The sequence below is a fragment of the Rhodococcus sp. 14-2496-1d genome (assembly GCF_002259365.1).
In the GTDB taxonomy this organism is placed as follows: Bacteria; Actinomycetota; Actinomycetes; order Mycobacteriales; family Mycobacteriaceae; genus Rhodococcoides.
In genome coordinates, this window is sequence record NZ_NPFV01000009.1 from 62,906 (window position 1) to 81,633 (window position 18,728).

19 protein-coding genes and 1 tRNA gene are annotated in these 18,728 nt (G+C 63.2%); 11 read left to right on the plus strand and 9 right to left on the minus strand.

From position 1 onward, the window contains the following. Positions 1 to 43: 43 nt before the first annotated feature. From CH296_RS05710 to CH296_RS05745, 8 genes are all read left to right on the plus strand, one after another. Complete coding sequence (locus CH296_RS05710) at positions 44 to 2,083, plus strand: cytochrome c oxidase assembly protein (RefSeq protein WP_037147434.1); 2,040 nt, start codon at positions 44 to 46, stop codon at positions 2,081 to 2,083. A gap of 495 nt (positions 2,084 to 2,578) precedes the next feature. Continuing rightward, on the plus strand, positions 2,579 to 3,376 hold the full coding sequence (locus tag CH296_RS29765) for a M23 family metallopeptidase (RefSeq protein WP_080732897.1): 798 nt from the start codon (positions 2,579 to 2,581) through the stop codon (positions 3,374 to 3,376). 25 nt (positions 3,377 to 3,401) lie between these two features. After that, positions 3,402 to 3,755 (plus strand): BlaI/MecI/CopY family transcriptional regulator, encoded by a 354-nt coding sequence (locus tag CH296_RS05720; protein WP_032382574.1) that lies wholly within the window; start codon positions 3,402 to 3,404, stop codon positions 3,753 to 3,755. After that, positions 3,752 to 4,708 carry a M56 family metallopeptidase gene (locus tag CH296_RS05725; protein WP_037107036.1) on the plus strand — a complete coding sequence of 319 codons (957 nt, stop codon included), beginning with the start codon at positions 3,752 to 3,754 and terminating at the stop codon, positions 4,706 to 4,708. Before CH296_RS05720 ends, CH296_RS05725 begins: the two co-directional genes overlap by 4 nt. 84 nt (positions 4,709 to 4,792) lie before the next feature. Further along, complete coding sequence (gene ctaD, locus CH296_RS05730) at positions 4,793 to 6,565, plus strand: cytochrome c oxidase subunit I (RefSeq protein ID WP_052057733.1); 1,773 nt, start codon at positions 4,793 to 4,795, stop codon at positions 6,563 to 6,565. Positions 6,566 to 6,659: 94 nt separating this feature from the next. Continuing rightward, entirely contained in the window at positions 6,660 to 7,259 is a 600-nt protein-coding gene (locus tag CH296_RS05735) for a copper resistance CopC family protein (protein WP_094684225.1), read from the plus strand. Positions 7,260 to 7,269: 10 nt separating this feature from the next. Continuing rightward, complete coding sequence (locus CH296_RS05740) at positions 7,270 to 8,232, plus strand: cytochrome c oxidase assembly protein (RefSeq protein WP_037107043.1); 963 nt, start codon at positions 7,270 to 7,272, stop codon at positions 8,230 to 8,232. A gap of 116 nt (positions 8,233 to 8,348) precedes the next feature. After that, positions 8,349 to 8,606 carry a DUF4229 domain-containing protein gene (locus CH296_RS05745; protein WP_052057734.1) on the plus strand — a complete coding sequence of 86 codons (258 nt, stop codon included), beginning with the start codon at positions 8,349 to 8,351 and terminating at the stop codon, positions 8,604 to 8,606. A gap of 206 nt (positions 8,607 to 8,812) precedes the next feature. Here CH296_RS05745 and CH296_RS05750 read toward each other — a convergent pair whose 3' ends face one another. The 8 genes from CH296_RS05750 to CH296_RS05790 form a co-directional block, all read right to left on the minus strand. After that, on the minus strand, positions 8,813 to 9,148 hold the full coding sequence (locus CH296_RS05750) for a hypothetical protein (RefSeq protein ID WP_037107045.1): 336 nt from the start codon (positions 9,146 to 9,148) through the stop codon (positions 8,813 to 8,815). A gap of 329 nt (positions 9,149 to 9,477) precedes the next feature. Then, the gene (locus tag CH296_RS05760) at positions 9,478 to 10,011 is read right to left on the minus strand and encodes a DnaB-like helicase N-terminal domain-containing protein (protein ID WP_037107051.1); all 534 of its coding nucleotides are present in this window, start codon (positions 10,009 to 10,011) and stop codon (positions 9,478 to 9,480) included. Positions 10,012 to 10,120: 109 nt separating this feature from the next. Further along, positions 10,121 to 10,426: a hypothetical protein gene (locus tag CH296_RS05765; protein ID WP_037107053.1), complete on the minus strand. Its 306-nt coding sequence runs from the start codon at positions 10,424 to 10,426 to the stop codon at positions 10,121 to 10,123. 175 nt (positions 10,427 to 10,601) lie between these two features. Then, positions 10,602 to 11,168, minus strand: coding sequence for a hypothetical protein (locus tag CH296_RS05770; RefSeq protein WP_094650936.1), 567 nt, complete (start codon positions 11,166 to 11,168; stop codon positions 10,602 to 10,604). Between the two features lie 439 nt (positions 11,169 to 11,607). Continuing rightward, entirely contained in the window at positions 11,608 to 12,483 is an 876-nt protein-coding gene (locus tag CH296_RS05775) for a DUF2637 domain-containing protein (RefSeq protein WP_052059186.1), read from the minus strand. Further along, on the minus strand, positions 12,480 to 12,830 hold the full coding sequence (locus CH296_RS05780) for a hypothetical protein (protein WP_037107059.1): 351 nt from the start codon (positions 12,828 to 12,830) through the stop codon (positions 12,480 to 12,482). Before CH296_RS05780 ends, CH296_RS05775 begins: the two co-directional genes overlap by 4 nt. Beyond that, a complete protein-coding gene (locus CH296_RS05785; RefSeq protein WP_037107062.1) occupies positions 12,830 to 13,618 on the minus strand; it encodes a ParA family protein in 789 nt (262 codons plus the stop codon). Before CH296_RS05785 ends, CH296_RS05780 begins: the two co-directional genes overlap by 1 nt. Positions 13,619 to 14,749: 1,131 nt before the next feature. Further along, positions 14,750 to 14,962 carry an AlpA family transcriptional regulator gene (locus tag CH296_RS05790; RefSeq protein ID WP_230074464.1) on the minus strand — a complete coding sequence of 71 codons (213 nt, stop codon included), beginning with the start codon at positions 14,960 to 14,962 and terminating at the stop codon, positions 14,750 to 14,752. 124 nt (positions 14,963 to 15,086) lie between these two features. Between CH296_RS05790 and CH296_RS05795 the strand changes: the two genes are divergently transcribed. Together CH296_RS05795 and CH296_RS05800 are read left to right on the plus strand one after the other, a co-directional pair. Beyond that, positions 15,087 to 15,719: a helix-turn-helix transcriptional regulator gene (locus CH296_RS05795; RefSeq protein ID WP_037107065.1), complete on the plus strand. Its 633-nt coding sequence runs from the start codon at positions 15,087 to 15,089 to the stop codon at positions 15,717 to 15,719. After that, a complete protein-coding gene (locus CH296_RS05800; RefSeq protein WP_037107067.1) occupies positions 15,712 to 16,926 on the plus strand; it encodes a site-specific integrase in 1,215 nt (404 codons plus the stop codon). Before CH296_RS05795 ends, CH296_RS05800 begins: the two co-directional genes overlap by 8 nt. 164 nt (positions 16,927 to 17,090) lie before the next feature. Here CH296_RS05800 and CH296_RS05805 read toward each other — a convergent pair. Next, positions 17,091 to 17,165, minus strand: a tRNA-Thr gene (locus CH296_RS05805). Between the two features lie 92 nt (positions 17,166 to 17,257). Here CH296_RS05805 and CH296_RS05810 point away from each other — a divergent pair. After that, positions 17,258 to 18,721, plus strand: a complete 1,464-nt coding sequence (locus tag CH296_RS05810) for a threonine/serine exporter ThrE family protein (protein WP_032396059.1) — start codon at positions 17,258 to 17,260, stop codon at positions 18,719 to 18,721. Positions 18,722 to 18,728 lie beyond the last annotated feature (7 nt).

Genomic DNA, 18,728 nt, shown 5'->3' on the forward strand with positions numbered 1-18,728 from the left:
CAGTTTTCCCGCCACACATCATCCACGTAAGGGGTGCCGCATCATGGCCACCGACGACATGGCCACCGAAGCCGCACTCTCGACCCGCGGTCCGGTGAATCGACGCTCCGGTTCGCAGGTGATGCTGCTGTGGGCCGCGATCGCGGCAGTGGTGGCCGCTGTGCTCGCGGCGTTGTCGACGTCGCAGGCGCTGATTCTGCTCGGGCTTCCCGATCCGGGACCGATCACGACCTACGGTATTCCGGCGCTGACCGCGCTCGGAGAGGTGGCCGCGGTCGTGGCGGTGGGGTCGTTGCTTCTCGCAGCGTTCCTCGTTCCTCCCCAAATGTCGGGTGTGCTCGCCATCGACGGGTACATCGCCGTCCGCACCGCGGCGAAGGCCTCCGCAGTGTGGGCGGTGTGCGCGGCGGCGTTGGTGCCGCTGACGCTCTCGGACGCGTCGGGTCAACCTGTCGGATCCGTTGCGGCGCAACCGGTGCAGTTCCTCGGTGCGATCGGCGATGTCGAGGCCTCCACTGCATGGGCCATCACCTCTGCGGTCGCGGCGATCACCGCCGCAGCATGCGCGGCGGTGTTGCGGCATCGGTGGACCCCCGCCTTGTTCGCCCTGTCGATGCTCGCGTTGATCCCGCGCGCGGTCACCGGCCACTCCTCGACCGGCGGCAATCACGACATCGCGACGAACTCGTTGATTCTGCACATCCTCGCTGCCGCTCTGTGGGTTGGCGGACTCCTCGCACTTCTCGCTCATGCGCTGCGCGGGGGTGGACACCTTGCCGTCGCGACCCGCCGCTATTCGACGCTCGCTCTGGTTGCGTTCGTGATCATGGCGGTCTCCGGAGTGGTCAACGCTGCCGTGCGTGTACCCGTGACGTCGCTGTGGGATTCGACGTACGGCGCTCTGATACTGGCGAAGATCGCAGCCCTGGCGATCGTGGGGACCCTCGGGTGGATACAGCGACGACGAACGGTCAGCGCTCTGGCTCACGATCCCGAGAACCGCAGATCCCTGATCACGTTGTCGATGATCGAGACCCTCGTTCTCGTCACCACAGTGGGCCTGGCGGTTGCACTCGGTCGCACTCCCCCGCCCCCGCCGCAGGACGCCTCGCTACCTCAGGCGCACGAAGAGGCCTTGGGCTACGTGTTGGACGGCCCGCCCACCGCTGCGCGGTTGGCGTTCGAGTGGCGTTTCGACCTGGTGTTCGGCTCCGCTGCGGTGATCGCGGCCGTCCTGTACCTGGTGGCCGTGCGGCGCCGCCGGCGGGTAGGCCTGCCATGGCAGAGGCGGTGGACAGCGAGCTGGTTGATGGGCACTGCGGTGCTGCTCGTGGCGACCTCGTCCGGGGTCGGGCTCTACAGCCCGGCGATGTTCAGCGTGCACATGGCGGGACTGACCGCAGTCGCCATCGCCGTGCCGTTTCTGTTGGTCCTCGGCCGACCGGCCACCTTGTTCGCCTCGGTCCTGCCGACCGCTCCGGCAGCCGACGCACCGGGCTCGCGCGAATGGCTCCGGGCTGCATGGCACAGCCGAGCAGCCCGGATCGCGATTCACCCGTGGGTCAGCACCACGGTGTTCCTGGTCAGCTTCTACCTGCTCTACCCCGGCGGAGTGTTCGACACCGTCGCCGACTCTCATGTGGCACACATGGTGATGAAGGGCTGGTTCCTGACCGTCGGGATGGTGATGTTCTGGGGCACGGTCGGCGAAGACCCGGTACCGAGACCGATCGCGGGACTGACGAAGTTGCTCGCGAGTATCACCGCGTTGGCCGGGTTCGCATTCTTCCTCGTCGTGACGATCGATCTCGAGACCGCGCTCGGAGCGAGCTTCTACAGCGGACTGCGTCTGGATTGGAACGCAGACCTGCTGGCCGACCAGCGGCGCGGCGGCACTCTGGCATGGGGCATCGGCGAGTTGCCGTTGCTCGCTGCCGCAGTTCTCGCCGCGGTCCGGTGGTCGGCGGCCGACGAGAGCGCTGCACGGCAACGAGATCGCCGAGTCGACGATCAAGGTGATACCGAACTCGAGGCGTACAACACCATGCTCGGTGGCCTGTCCTCTCGGCGGGATCACCCCTGATACCCGAAGGATCCGTTCTCGGTCAGGGTCGCCGCAGCCCGCGGGATGTCCTCCGAGGACCGTGACCAGCGGTACGGGCGAATCCGGGTCGAGAGGGGTGGAAAAACTATGCTCGATAGTAGTAACCTGTGGCCTGACCGTCACCATTTCGTTATCTCGAGCGAGGCCTCGGCCTCGTAGCCACCAAGGATTGTGATCTTGGCCCGACACCGCACACCCGATCCGATCGACGACGACTGCGCAGCTCCGGCGCGCGGCGGCGTGATCTCGATGCCCGTCGGCACCAGGCCGACGGCGCTCACCGATCGCCCCCGTCATCGACGGGCCGAGTTCGCACCCTCACGTTTCGCGATCGAGTCGCCCGCCGATGCCGGGTACTCCGACACTCTGTCGGAGGACGAGCACACGCCCTCGGCGCAGACGCCCGCACCGGATGGAACCGTTCACGCGGTCAGCGACGCCTGGGACACCGCGGGCGCGGGCGCTACCGCGTCGATGTGGGCGGCGCACGTGGCCGGTCCGCACGAGACGACGCACTGCGAGGTCGACCGCGATGTAGTCCAGGCCGTGTCGCGAACTACTCGCCGCGGACTTCATCGCCGCCGGGTGCCGAAACCAGGTGGCCGCGCCATCGCTGCGTCGGTCGCGGTCGGTGCCTTTCTTTCCGCGGCAGCGACGGCTCCGAACACCGGGTCGCAGGACAGTGTGGCGCTCAGCGCCGCGAGTATCGATCGACCTCCCGCCGGCGTCCTGCCGCCGAGCCCGGTCGTTGCCTCACCCCCGCAGGTATTGCAGTTACCCGATCTCGACGTCGGCCGGGTCGCGCAGCGCATGACCGAGCAACTCGCCGAGGGGGGAGTTCGGGCGGCGGAGCGCGCTGCACGCGATGCCGAGGCGCGGCGCCCGCTCTCGGCGGTGCCGGTGTCGGGCACATTGACCTCCAGTGCTGGTCCACGTTGGGGGACAACGCATTACGGACTCGACATCGCCAATACGATCGGGACGCCGATCGTATCGGTGACCGACGGTGAGGTCATCGAATCAGGGCCGGCGCAAGGGTTCGGCCTGTGGGTGCGTATTCGTCAGGACGACGGCACGATCGGGGTGTACGGGCACATAGACCAGGCGCTCGTCACCGCCGGTCAACGTGTGAAAGCCGGCGAGCTCATTGCTACGGTAGGCAACCGAGGCCAATCCACCGGACCCCACCTGCATTACGAAGTGTGGCAACCCGACGGTGCCAAGTCCGACCCGACGGCGTGGCTGTCGGCACGCGGAGTCGATATCACCTGACACGACGAGGAAAGAAGAACTGGCGATGAAAAGGCTCGGTGATCTCGAAGCGGAGGTGATGAACGTGCTCTGGGAATGCGATCGACCGCAGTCGGTCCATGACCTGCGTGAACTCATGGCCGACCGAAACCCCGCCTACACCACGATCCTGACCGTCGTGACCCATCTCCACGAGAAGGGGTGGGTCGAGCGGACCAAGCAGTCACGCGCGTACCTGTACTCCCCGGTGCAGTCGCGCGCGGAGGCCACCTCGCAAGCGCTGCGCGAAATCCTCGACACCAGTACCGACTCGGCCGCCGTCCTGATGCATTTCGCGAAAACCGTCACCGACGACGAGCTCGACGCCCTGCGGGGGAACCTGCCGGACGTGAACCGGTGATCGTCGCGCTGGTGTTGCTCCTCGCGGCGATCATCGCGGCCGTCGCCCTGCCGCGGCCGCTGACCTCTCTCACCCGCACCGTGAACCCCACTCTCGCCTTGACCGCATGGATCGGCAGCATCGCCGGGGTGTTCTTTCTCGTGGGATCCGCGGTGACCGTGTTGCTCTGGCCCGGCCATGCGCCCGCCGAGGGCATGGTCGAACTCGCCGTCCGCTGTCTGGGCTCACTGCAACACGCGGCCCAGCCGTGGATCGGCGAAGCGGTCGCCGGAGCATCGGTCGTCCTCGCTGCGTCGGCGTCGGCGCGCGTCCTGCGCTCGACTCGCCGTCAGCTTCGAGCCCGGTCCAAAGTCCGCGACTATCACCGCGATGTCATCGCCGTCGTCGCGCGCACGGACCCCGGACCCGAACCGATCATGTGGCTCGACCACCCGCTCCCGCTGGCCTACAGCATCGACGGTCGCCCCGGATACGTCGTGGCCACCGAAGGCCTGCTCGCCCATCTCGATCCCGATCAACAGCGAGCTGTGATCGCACACGAACGCGCCCACCTGCGCGGGCGCCACCACCGCATCGTCAACATCTGCGAGATCCTGGCCGCGGCGTTCCCTCGCGTTCCCCTGTTCGCCGCAGCACCTGCAGCGGTGCGGGTTCTGGTCGAGGTCGCAGCCGACCGGTCCGCGGCCGCGGTCACCAGCGCCGACACTGTACGTTCGGCACTGTCGACGGTCTCGCAGGCACATTCTGCACGTCCACTGTGGGCACTGGGCCTGATCGGCGAATCGACCACCGAACGACTCCGCCACCTCGATACGAGCGCGCAGATGCCGACCCGGACAGTGCCCGGCGCATACGCTGCCGCCGCCGTACTGCCGCTCGTGGTGCCGGCCGCCATGGCAATCCTCACCCTCAGTGCGATCTCCGCCGCGGCGTGTGCGGCCGTACTGACCTGACCCACCCAAATACTATGCAGCATAGTATTTGAGTTAGGCTGTCGTACGCGTCCTGTAATTCGCGTGCGATTCGAAGGTGGTTCCATGACGGCGCTGACATCTCCTCCGGCTGAGCCGGCGGTTCGCCCCTATCCACCCCGCGGGGCCCGCAAGGGGTCGTTCCTGCACACGATGGTCACCACCACCGATCCGAAGGTCATCGGACTGATGTACCTGGTGACCTCGTTCGGATTCTTCCTCGTCGGCGGCCTCATGGCCTTGATCATGCGCTCCGAACTCGCCGTCCCGGGAATGCAGTTCCTCTCCAACGAGCAGTACAACCAGCTCTTCACCATGCACGGCACGATCATGCTGCTGCTCTACGCCACCCCGATCGTCTTCGGCTTCGGCAACTACATCCTGCCGCTGCAGATCGGCGCACCCGATGTCGCCTTCCCCAGGCTCAATGCCTTCTCCTACTGGCTCTACCTGTTCGGCGCACTGGTCACCACCGCCGGGTTCATCAGCCCCGGCGGTGCCGCCGACTTCGGCTGGACCGCGTACACCCCGTTGAGCAGCGCCGTCTACTCCCCCGGTATCGGATCCGACCTGTGGATCGTGGGCCTGCTCATCGCAGGCCTGGGCACCATCCTGGGCGGGGTCAACATGGTCACCACCGTGGTGTGCCTGCGCGCACCGGGAATGACGATGTTCCGCATGCCGATCTTCACCTGGAACATCCTGGTGACCTCGATCCTGATCCTGCTGGCGTTCCCACTGCTGACCGCGGCGCTGATGGGCCTGCTCGCCGACCGTAAACTCGGCACCCACATCTTCGATCCCGCCAACGGCGGGGCGTTGCTCTGGCAGCACCTGTTCTGGTTCTTCGGTCACCCCGAGGTCTACATCATCGCGCTACCGTTCTTCGGAATCGTCTCGGAGATCTTCCCGGTCTTCTCCCGCAAACCCATCTTCGGGTACAAGGGTCTGATCTACGCCACCGTCGGCATCGCAGCTCTGTCCATCGCGGTGTGGGCGCACCACATGTATGCCACCGGCGCCGTGCTGCTGCCGTTCTTCTCGTTCATGACCTTCCTCATCGCCGTGCCGACCGGAGTGAAGATCTTCAACTGGATCGGCACCATGTGGCGCGGCCAGGTCACCCTCGAGTCCCCCATGCTCTTCTCCATCGGATTCCTCGTCACGTTCGTCTTCGGCGGGCTGTCCGGAGTGCTCCTGGCGAGCCCGCCCATCGACTTCAACGTCACCGACACCTATTTCGTCGTCGCGCACTTCCACTACGTCGTGTTCGGAACGGTCGTGTTCGCGACCTATGCGGGCATCTACTTCTGGTTCCCGAAGATGACCGGCCGCATGCTCGACGAACGACTGGGCAAATGGCACTTCTGGATGACGTTCCTCGGATTCCACGCCACCTTCCTCGTTCAGCACTGGCTCGGAGCGCAAGGAATGCCGCGCCGCTACGCCGACTATCTCCCGTCCGACGGGTTCACCACCCTCAACCAGGTCTCGACCGTGGGATCGTTCGTTCTCGGAGCCTCGACGCTGCCGTTCATCTGGAACGTCTTCAAGAGCTACCGCTACGGCGAAGTGGTCACCGTCGACGACCCCTGGGGGTTCGGTAACTCCCTCGAGTGGGCGACCAGTTGCCCACCACCGCGGCACAACTTCACCGAGATGCCCCGAATCCGCTCCGAGCGGCCGGCATTCGAGCTTCACTATCCGCACATGGTCGAACGCATCCGCGCCGAGCAGCACGTCGGTGGCCCGCACTCGGATTCGATCGCGCCCTCGGAAGTGATCACCGAAGCCATCGCCGGCCGTGAACGATCCGATCCGCCGGACCCGGTGAAATAACCATCGCCGCAGAAGTGACCCACCGCTAAACCGCCCTCCCTACTACTATGTCCCATAGTTGTTGGGTCGGGCTCGATACAGAGGAGTACCCCGCGTGAAACGTCTGATGCTGATTGCCGTGATGATCTGCGGGACAGCATTGTTCGCTGCGGCGCCGGCGTCGGCGCACAGCGAACTGGTCAGCTCCGACCCGCCCGCCGATGCCACACTCGACTTCGCGCCGATCGGTGTCGGTCTGGTGTTCAACCAGGACATCAACGAATCGTTCGCGACCATCAGCGTCGTGGGTCCTGGCGACACTCAGTGGACACAGGGAACGGCCACGGTCGAGGGCCCCGACGTATCGGTCCTGCTCGAGGACGGACTCCCCAACGGGGAGTACACCGTCGGCTACCGTGTCACCTCCGCGGACGGGCACCCGATCACCGGATCGTACGGTTTCTCCGTCGACGTTGCGGCGACCGCCACCCCTCAGGACGCCGCTGCACAGCAGTCGCAGAGCGGTGCGACCTCGACCTCGCCGACTCCTGCTACCACGGCAACGCAGCCCTACGATCCCAACAATCCGTCCGCCAGCGAAGACCGGCCACCGAAACAGAACACCATGATGCTGCTCTCGATCGTGGGCCTGGCTGTGCTCGGTCTCGGTGCCATCGCCCTGACCCTGGTGATCCGAGGCAAGAACAAGCAATGACAGGGTGCCGATGATCATCGCTGCCGTTGCTCCCCCGGAAGGGCCGCCGACGCTGGCAGCGTTGCTGAGCTGGGATCTTCCTCCCCTACCGATCCTGCCGATCGCCGGTGTCGTCATGGCCGGGCTGTACTGCTGGGGGCTCTACCGGGTCCGCGGTCGAGGTATCGCATGGTCGCGGTGGCGGAGTGCGAGTTTTCTGCTCGGTTGCGCGGCGCTGGTCCTGGTGACCGGACTGCAGATCGAACGCTACGGCTACAGCCTGTTCAGCGTCTTCATGTTCCAGCATCTGACGTTGTCGATGACCATCCCACCGTTGTTGGTGGTGGGTTCGCCCGGACGACTTCTCCTGCGAGCCACCGCGCATCACGGAGCCGGTAGGTGGGTACTGATCGCGGCGCTGACGGGGTTGCGTAGCCGCGCCGGACGCATCGCTCTCCATCCCGGGCTGACGATCCCGTTGTTCCTTTTCAGCTATTACGGGCTGTATCTGTCGTCGATCTTCGATGTTCTCGCCATCAAAGTCATCGGGCACGTATCGATGGAGATCTTCTTCTTCGCCAGCGGGCTGCTGTTCATCATCCCTGTGCTCGCCGTCGGCCCCCTCCCCGTTCGGCAGAGCAATCTGGGCCGGTTGTTCGACCTGTTCGTCGAGATGCCGCTGCACGTGTTCTTCGGTGTCATCTTGATGATGTCGAGCACCCCAATGCTGGCGACCTTCGCCTTCCCATCCCCGGAATGGGGCATCGATCCGGTATCCGATCAAAAGCTCGCCGGAGCGTTGGCGTGGTCCTACGGCGAACCGGTCGCCCTACTGGTCGTGCTCATCTTCTGCATTCAATGGAACCGGGACGAAAAAGAGGAATCGGCCGTCGCGGATCGCCAAGCCGAAGAGGACGGATACAGCGAACTGAACGCTTACAACGACTTCCTCAAACAGATCGGCACCGAAACCCGGTCCCGCACCGGACGATGACGCCAGACACTCTTAGCGGCCTGAATGGAAAGCACGATGAGCCACGACGCACGACAGGACAGCAGATGCCACTGATCCGCACACCCTCAACTGCTCGAGGACGGCTTGCCCTACATGTGCTGGCTTACAACGTCGTGCGCCTGCTCCTCGTGTGCGTGGCCGCAGGAGTGCTTTTGGCCGTCGACGCGCTGACCAGTCTCGACATCCCCTTCGTGTTGGTTCTTCTCATCGCACTCGCAGCAAGCCTGCCGCTGTCGGCACTGACCCTCAGGAAACTTCGCCGAACCATCAACGAAGACATCGATGCAGTGGATCGGAAGCGCACCACAAGACGAGGACCAGCGACACGACCACCCCGTACCAAGAGACCGTGAAGCCGCGTGCGAACTTTCGACACAAACCCGGTCGTCGTTCGGTGCGATGTTTGCTGACTCATTCACAATGGGAAGTCGCTTCTGCGGGGTGACCCTCTTGGGATCGTCGCGCGCTGAAAACTATTGGTCGCACCCCGGCATTTCTGCATCTACGAACTCGAGAAGTTCTTCGCTTTCGATCTGTACCAGTCGACCTATACCGTGAATTAGACCAGCAGGTCATACGCCCACTCGTACACCCAGCGAGGTAACGCAGGTGCGTCGAACGGTGCGGCGGCGAAATTCGATTCGCCGCGAACTACGCAGTCGGGGATCGCGTCGACGGTGCGGGAGCCGAAGGATCGAGCAGCGACGATCCACTGTCCGCGGTGATGCACTCGGATCGCGGTCGACACGGTGCACCGCCCATCAGAGTATCCGGCGGTGAGCTGGTGGAATTCCCACTCGACGTGCTGGTTCTGTCCGAAGAAGTGTGTCAGCGTCTCGGCGAAGGATGGCCCGTAGAGGGTCCCTCGGTCGGTGTCGATGCGGATGAAATTCATGGCTTCGGCCTCTTCGAGTCATAGCGGCAATGCGAGGTGTGCGTGGAAAGTTGCTCAGAACAGGGGAATTTGGTTGCGCGCCGCGAGACTGTCGCGGAACTCTTGGAACTTGCTTAGAAGGTCTGAGGCGACTGCCTCGGTGTAACAGATGGACCGCGCAACTTCGTTCAGTGTGTTGCCGGCGGCCAGGGCTTCATCTATCTCACGCCCGGCAGCGAGGTTTTCGACTTCGTCCGTATCTAGATGCGCGACGTCTGCGGCGGCCAACCGGACAGAAGCGAGGGCAGCTCGACGCCGCTCACGGCCCGGCTCTGTCTCTTCCCGCGCCGTCACAGTGTGCTACCGCTGCGGAAGGCGTTCAGGCGGTTTGTCGCTTCACGTTGCGCCCTTCCGATTTCGACGAGCTGGTCGAAGAGGAATTCTTCCGGCGCTTCCTCGGCGATCTGCTGAATTCTGATCCCTGCCTCGAAGAAGCTGCGTCGGTAACTTTCCGACAGGACCATGCCGGCGTAGTCGGTTGCCGATGCTCCGCATGCGTTCGCTGCGGTGACGTCGGTCAGTGTTCGACGCAGCCGTGCACCGCGGTGTCCACTGGCACCTGACCGGACAAGAACGCCCAGAACACTCGCGGGGTCGTGTGGGAGGTTGTCGATGATCAGCCCCTGCACGATGCCATACAGCTCGCGATAAACGGGATCGTGGAAATCGTTGGCCTGCAATGACGCTGCAATGCGGGCGGCCTCGTCGGTGTCCTGCAACCACATCAGTGCGCAGATGACCAGTGCTTCCGATGCCGTCTCCGGATGGTCCGTCAGATCAGCGTGATCGTCGTCGGTGGGTTCGACTGCTCTCAACGGGGTCATCTGTTCGCCTCGTTTCTCTTTGCGGGTCTGTTGCGGGAGAACTGGATTCGGTACTCCGGTGGCGCTGTGCTTGGTTATGCCGCGTTGGTCGTCATTGCGGAGGTGTGGGTCAGATGTAGAGAAGGTTCGGTGGTGCGGTGCCGTCGAACTGCTCGAGGCTGTCGAGGACGGCGTTGTAGTTCTCGGGCCTGCAGCTTCCGAGTCCGATGATGAGGGCACAGGTGCCGTCGAGTGTGACGAGGTAGGACGGCGGCGTTCCGTTGTCGGACGATGCGTGCTCGCGTGCGTCGAGGAGGGCGATACGGACGGCATCGGCGGCGGCGCGTTTCGCACCTTGGAGATTGGGTTCTGCTCCGGTTGCGGTAAGAATTTCGGGGTTGTCCTCGGGGTGTGTGGTGACGGTCCAGGTGATCATCGTTTGGTTCCTTGTCGCTCGTGCCGGCCAGCTGCTTCTAATCGAGCGTCACACGAGGTCCGTAACAAAGCGTTCGCTGCGGAGGCAGATCAGGCGAGGGTGTGGATAACTGTGGTGTCGAGTCAGCCTGTGGATAAACGACGTTCGGCCCCGGGTTTGGGCCGAACGTGTGGTACTAGACGTCGTCGAAGACATCGAGGAGTTTGGCGGGGTCGCGACGGTAGCGGCTGCCGTCGAGAAATACTCCGACGGCAGCACGGTGAACGCGTCGGAGTTCGGCCATCAGGGTGTCGTACCCGATGCGGTCGGTGATGCGCCACGTGACAGGTCCCATGTGCAGGTCTACCCAGTGGATGGTGCGACGTTGTTCGGAGCTGTAGCGGTGGTGCGGCACTGCTGTGTGTTCGGGGCTGTCGAGCCACAGGACGGAGATCGCAGCGGCCCCGAATTCTGCGCCTGGTTGGGCGGGGTGGGGGGCTTGTCCATCGGCTCCGGCAAGTGCGGCCCGGACGGTGGCAAATCCGGTGATGACTGCGGATACTGTTTCGGCGCTGCGGAAGGTCATCATGACGTGACCTAGTGCGACGATCATCTGCGCTTCGTCGGTTGCTGCGGAGGTGGCGGTGATAGTGGCCTGTTGGGGTCCTGTGACCAGGACGGTTGTGTGGGTGACAATTCCGGTGGTTCGGGCGTTGTGTGCGGCGGTGGTCCGTCGTCCTGTGCTGGAAGTACTCTGCGGCATGTCGGGCTCTCTTTCTGTTGCGGGACCGGCTCCCCCGGCCCTTTCGCTCTGCCAATTTCTTTTGCCGTCATCTGGCTCGAAGAAGAGAAGGCGGCGCACTGGACCGGCGTCCTGGCCCTGATCCGGAAAGTTTTCAGCCGCAGGCGCTTTGAAAAGTTTTCGGAGCCCATCGGGCCGGAGCAAGGCGGAGTCAGGATTAGGTAAGACGGGTCAGGGTGTTGCATGCTCGACCGGAGCCAGATGTGCGAAGGAAATTGTTCTTTCGCAGTGCGAAGCGCAGCGGAGCTCTATCCGGAGACCGCCGGAGGTGGTCCCGGGGCAGCACACGTTTCGACGCAGACTGAGCCACCCGAGGCGACCACCTCCCAGCCATCGACAGCCTGGGGCGACTGCGCGGGAGCGACGGAGAGCAACAAAGCTCGATATCGCGGCAGCCCTTCTATTCTGCGGACATGCGGTCACGCTCGCTGGCTGGCGTGTCATCGAATTCGGCTTGCCCATCCGGGTGGCCCTCGCGGATCCCCGCGGTGACTTCTTCCCACTTCCGATATCGGCGCATCGCGGTCGATGCAACGGAGCCGTCCGTTTCTTTACCGATTCGTGCCCACGACCATTCGCGGTGTGCGTGTCGGAGCCGCGCTGTTTCCGCAACTTCCGGTGTGAGGTCGTCTACTTGCAGTCGAGGCGAGTCCGCCGTGTCGACGTGTTCTCCCCACGTGCCGTCTTCGCCCTCTGAGTGATCCCGGCTTGGGCTGGGGCCTTCGTGGCTGAAGTCGGTGTCTGTCCAGTCCCGCTCCGCTGTGGCAGCACTTGGAGCGAATTCCACTCTGACGGCTCCGCGAGGCGCACGAAGTATGACGGCCAGCACTTCGGTCATCGCAAGGAGCGCAATAGGTGCGATGGTGGCAATACCCGCCGAGACGACGGCCGGAAGCAAGGTCGCACTCAACACTGCGTGGTACGAGTTACCCGCAATCGACGCCGATGCGGCAACACGCAAGATCGTGACGACGAAGCGACGGCCCTTGATCGTGCGGTTGTCCGTGTGGTTGGACAGCGCTATGGCTGTCACGGTTGTCGAGACGATCGCCCCGTCCAACACGACTGGAATCACCCACGCTTCGCCGGGACCTATCCCAGCCCTCACCGCGAGATCCCGCAACACAGCGAAACTGAGCCAGAAGGACGCCCCGGCGATGCCAACTGTCAACGCAATGGCTGTTGCCAGGGCCCACTGCAAAATCGCTGGATGCAGCGCAACGACATCCGACGGCTTCGTTGTCAACGGGATTGCCGCTGAATATGATCGGCTCATCGGATTCTCGGTCCTCGTGCGAGAGGGCCGGTTCGTTGCGGGAAGGGCGCACCGTCGTTGAATCTGTTGCGCAACAACTCCAAATACTCTTCGATCGCCGCATTGACGAGATCCGACGGGCCCCGCGGCGCGCCGGGTGTTGCGGACAGTGCTTCGGCTGCGTTGAGAAGATCGTCGACGGTGGACTGGTAGAGGTAGTACGAACGCTTCTGTTTTGCGTTGTCCGGTGACGGTTGCGCACCGGTCTCGGCCGCCGAAACGGTGTCGGGTGCGTGCTGCGTGTGCTCCGGCGGGTCGACCGGGCTCGACCCGGCGAGTGCGCTCTTCATACGTTCGGGGCGGCCCATCACAGGTGTCCCCTCGTGAGCAGCGAAAGTGTGCCGCGGTAGATCGTCGACAGGCTGCGAGATTGTGTTGTCCCCCAGTCGATCAGGCTGGTTTGGGCCTCCATCGAGTCCTTGATGACAACACGTTTGGGTACGGCATCGCCGAGAACGTTGATGCTCGCGGCGATCTCGATCAGTTGTTCTCGACCGCTGATTGTCGCGATCTCGTGAAGGTTGACGATCGCCCCGAGCATGTCGAGGTCCGGGTTGTAGCTGCGCTTGACTGCGTCGATGGTGCGCAGTAGCCGCGCGAGTCCATTCGCTGAGAACAGCGCGGACTGAGTCACGACGACGGCTGCGCGCGCTGCCACAAGGGCGTTGATGGTCAGCAGATCGAGGCTAGGTGGGCAATCGATCAGGACCACGTCGTAGACGCCTCGCACGACGTCGATTGCGTCGCGAAGCCGCCGTTCTCGGCCGGCACCGGCGACGACCAATTGATCGCGGACATAGGCCAGGGACTCGTTTCCCGGCGACGTGGGTACCAGGTCTACGCCAGGCCAGATGGTGGGGACAACAGCATCGGCGATGGTCGCGTTCGACGACTCGGCGAGTACGTCGGCAACACCGACATCGTCGCTCTCTAGCTCGGTCCTGGTCAGGACTGTGCTGGCGTTGCCTTGCGGATCCACGTCGATAACGAGTGCTCGCTTCCCCGCTTGGGCAACGGCGTAGGCGAGGTGAAAGACGGTGGTGGTCTTACCCACGCCGCCCTTCTGGTTGCAGAACGCAAAGATGTCAGCGGGCATGGTGGGTCTCACTTTCCATGGATGAATGGGACGAACTGGCGGTATTGCGGGTATGGGACGTCATGCACGCCTTGGAACCGAGGGATGAGTCGCACCCTGTAAAAGTGTCGGGTGAATTACAGGTGAGGGGCGCGATGCGTGAGTCGCGTGCCATAGGCGAAGGACGCGCCATAGTGGCATGAGAAGCATTTACCACCAACACATCCCGAGCTTGACTCTCTACCTTTGCAGGCATTGGAGGTATGGCCACTGCGGGATGTATGACGCCCGTCGCCAGCGAGTCATCTGAGGCACTCTTTGCGGGTAATTCAGGTACGTCAGTTTTGCGGAACGCCGCCGCACCGCTAGCGGGAGCGGCCTGCACCGGCGAACTGCCGCGCTTGAGCTGAAGTAGCCAAATATGTTGCTCTGTTTGGATCTTCACGGAATCGACGTGCACAACGGATATGAGTAAGCGAGCGGCGTGGACTGAAAGATCGAGGCCTGAATGACGGTTCGTCATGCCGGACAACTTGGTCATGTCTGCATTGCAGATGGGTCGAGAGCTCAACTGGTACCTCCATAGTGGTGACGTATGAAAGACAAGGGACTTCGTTCGTTCCCTCCGGACCCCCCATGGCCCCTGAGCCAATTTCCGCACCCACGTTGTCCGCTCCACGCCCGATAGCCCCGCGCCTCGGTGGGCGCGCGGCTAATCGGTATCGCCACCGGTTCGATGATCAGTCGAGCTGGTGGTGCCTCGGGGCCGGTTTCCGAGGATTTACAAAGGGTGCACAGGCCGGCTGCAGGCTGGTGTTACGTCGGGCTCTGCCAGAAAACGACGCTGCTGCGGCACATCAGGCCTCGCTAGGAAGTTCCGTAGACAAGGCCTGTGCGGCGCGAGCAGAAGAACTCGACCGCGCTGTCGCGGGTCAAAACATGCGTCACCGCCCGCTCGGCCCCTGACGTAAATCGAGGGCGGAGAACGGCAACTCGGCGAAATGTCTTGAATGACTTATCAAGACGCTCTATGCTCGGTGGCGGAACTCCTTCCTCACGGGATGTGGTTTCGACGCCCTCGGCCTCGGTGCTGGTAACACTGAGATCCTCCGGGGGCGTTTCAGTTTCCTGAGGGACAATTGGCTCTCGGCCTCACGCGACGCCTGAGCTGGCGTCGGATTGTGCCTCGAGACCTTCGATGTACTCATCGATGGCCGTATCCGGGATCAGCCGGCGCTTGCCGACCTTCACGCTCCGGATTTCTCCGGACGCGATCTTGTTGAAGAAGTTGGAACGTCCAAGTCCCGTGCAAGCCATAGCCTCCGGGACAGACAACAACCGTCTGGGCATCTTCAGCACCTCCACTGAATTGTGTAGTAGAGCCACATTCTGCGGGACATTTCTGGTCAGTCCACGTGGTTCCACCACAGAGTAGCAAGTACGTAGCCAGCCCACAACGGGGAGACATTCTCCGCTAGACTGCGTAACCATGACGCAGTCGTGGGCGGAATCGATCGTTGCCCGGGTCGCCTCGGAAGTGCGCCGACTCCGGGGTAAAGACCACTCCGCTCTGTCCGCAGCAAAGCTTGCCGACAGGACGGTTGACTTCGGGTGGGGGATCTCGCGCTCTGTAGTCGCGGACTTGGAAACCGGACGTAAGAAGAGCTTGGACGTCTCGGAACTCTTGATCTTGGCTGCGGCACTGGGAGTTTCACCAGCACAACTGGTCTATCCCGATCTCCCCAAGGGAAGAGTCGAAGTACTCCCAGGGCTCCAGCAGGAGTCTCACGATGCCCTTCGCTGGTTCAGCGGGGAGGCTGGGCTGATGCGGCCGAGCTCCGAGTGGACCGAGGAGGAATCCGACGGTCCTTTCGAAATGTGGGTACGTGACACCTTCGACCCGAAGAACGATCGCGTTGGGATCACTCGTGAATGGCTTGATGCGTTGAAGGCGATGCGGCGTGCTCGGGTGCAGCTCCGAAACGGCCTTTCCAAGAATGAATCAGCTGAGCACATCGAGTCGATGCAATATCTGTACGAGGATGCTCGACGGCGTTCGGAAGAGCTCTTTAGACGAATGACCGAACTGGGCATGAACACGCAGGACGAAGAGGATGGCTAGGCAGCAACTGCCGCCACAGATCAAGAAGATCTACGTCACCAATCGGTCTACAGGCAGTACCGAGTTGCGGTATCAAATGACCGTCGACGCTGGTGGTGCCGACGCCCCCGGCACCCGGGCGTCGAAGCGAACGCAGTTGCGTCGTCGATTTCTTACGGAGAAGGATGCTCGCGCAGCCCTATCCAAGGTGCTCGAGGAAGTCTCGAAGGGGACATTCGTTCCCTCCTCGACCACCACGGTCGAGGAGGCTTGCGCTGAGTGGCTTGCCGGACGACGCGTACGAGAGTCCACAAAAGCCGCGTATACCCATGCCCTTCAACCGCTGCGCGATACTCACGGCGGGCTAGCGGTGCAGAAGTTGACCAAAGGTCACTTGGACGCTCTGGTGAACGATCTGCTGGCCGGCCGCTCGGTCAAACCCGATGGCCAACTGCGACGTCCATGGAAGGCCACTTCGATCAATCCGATGCTCAACCTTGTAAGCGCGGTCCTCACCGGGCTGATGCGAGAAGGGCGTTTGGTGCGAGACGTCGCCGCACTCGTCGACCGCGCGCCCCGTGTGCACGTCGAGATGCAGACATTCACGGAGGACGAAGTGCAACGCCTCCTGGAAGCATCGACGTCAGACCGGAACGGCCACGCCTGGTTACTTGCTCTGAGCGGCCTCAGACGCGGTGAGCTGTGCGGGCTTCGATGGAACGATGTCGATCTTGACGCCGGCAGCCTGGCAATCAACAACACGCGAGTCTCGGTCAATGGACGCGTCGTAGAGGGCCCGCCGAAAACAGAGAAGTCCAAGCGCACGCTGCCCCTCACGCCGGCCCTCAAATCCGCACTCGAAACTGCACACCGCTTGCAGGGTGCGGAACGAAAGAGTTCGACCTACGTCGGTCCAGGCACCTACGTCGTGTCCGACGCTGTAGGGCGACCTTTTCATCCCGATACGGTCAGCGACTATTGGCGCAGGCTATGCACCAACAGCGAGGTGTCCGACATCCGCCTCCACGACGCGCGCCACACGTGTGGGACTCTGCTGCACCTTCAAGGTGTGCCGATTGCCGTGATCTCGGCATGGCTCGGGCACTCGGACAACGCATTCACAATGCGCACCTACGTCCATTCTCAGAACCATGCGCTACTGGGCGCGGCCGATACGTTGCAGTCACTCGTCCGGCGTCGCGACGAGCCATCCGACGATGAGCGTTGACCGGCGTTCGTCCGCAACCGTCCACATAGGAGCAGGCGGTCTCACCAGGCGCTGTTCCGGTGAGTTTTGAAGCACTTGTGACATTCTGTGACACCGAGCTCGCCTAATTGGCGATGAATTTCATTAGAGGTAGCACAAAAGGCCAGTTCAGACCCAATTTTCAATGGAGCCTCCTAACGGGATTGAACCGTTGACCGCTCGCTTACAAGGCGAGTGCTCTACCGCTGAGCTAAGGAGGCAGTGAAGCGAGGCAATCATATCCGTTCATCGGACGCTCAGTGTCAACAGGTACCTTGTCGGTGGATCACCCCAGCAACGTGTAAAGACGGTCATGACTTTCCTGCAAGACCTGACGGCTTCGCTGAGCCGTCTCACCGGTGAGCGTCGGGCCACCATCGATACACCGACCGCAGCACCGTCGCCCCTTCGTCCGATCGATCTGACCGACGATGCGTCGGTTGCGGAGGTCCTCGATCTCGCGGTTCGCGTCGGCGAAGTTCTGTTGGCCTCGGGCACGGCAGCGATGGATACGGCGACTCAGGTGCAGTTCATCGCCGCGACGTACGGCCTCGCTCGGTGCGATGTGGACGTCACGTACAACTCGATCACCCTCAGTGCGCACCGCGGCCCGACGCGTCCCCCGGCGTCGACGATGCGCATCGTGCATTACCGGTCGATGGATTTCACGCGGCTGGCCGAGGTCGACCGTCTCATCCGCGCCGTGCGCGTGAAGATGGTGCCGCCTAGTGCGGCGCTCGAGCGGCTCGACGAGATCACCAAGGCTCCGCACCCGTACAACCGGTGGATTGCGACTCTGGCGTGGTCTGGGATGGCCGCGGCCATCAGTGTGCTGCTCGGCGGTGGCGCGCTGGTTGCTGTGGTCAGCTTCCTGACGACGATGGTGATCGACCGCATCGGACGCGTACTCAACCGCGCGGGCCTGCCGTTCTTCTTCCAGCAGGTCGTCGGAGGCTTCGTGGCTGCGACACCGGCGATCACCCTCTACAACTTCCAGGACCAACTGAACATCGACATCTCGCCGTCGCAGATCATCGCGGCCGGTGTGATCGTGCTGCTCTCGGGTCTCTCGCTCGTCGGCTCGGTGCAGGACGCGATCACCGGCGCCCCGATCACCGCGGTGTCCAGATTCTTCGAGGTACTGATGATGACCGGCGGCATCATCGCCGGCGTCGCGACATCTCTGCGGTTGGCTGCGCTGATCGGCAGCGATCTACCGCAGATCAGCAATCTGGCCCCACCGGACATCCTGCAGGTCCCCACCAAGGTGATCGCCGGCGCGGCAGCGTCACTGTTCTATGCATTGGCCTGCTACGCCGAACGTCGTGCGCTGACGGCTGCATTCATGGGCGGCTTCGCGGGCTCGCTGGTGTATCTGCTCTCGCAGACTCTCAATGTGGGACCGATCATCGCCTCGGCCATCGCCGCTACCGTCGTCGGATTCGCAGGTGGTCTGTTGGCACGTCGTGCGCTGATTCCGCCGCTGATCGTCGCCGTCGCGGGCATCACTCCGCTGCTCCCCGGCCTGGCGTTGTATCGCGGTCTGTACGCGATCCTCAACGACCAGCTACTGCTCGGTATCAGCTCGTTGTTCGCGGCGTTCGGCGTCGGCTGCGGTTTGGCCGCGGGTGTGACACTCGGTGAGTGGGGTGCCCGAACCCTGCGTCGACCACGCATTCTCGCGCGCACCGAGGAACTACTGCGCCCGACGCTTCGCCGCACAGAAGAACCGCGCCGACCGACAGTTCGTCGGCGGCGCGGTACGAGTCCTTCGTAGAAGGCGG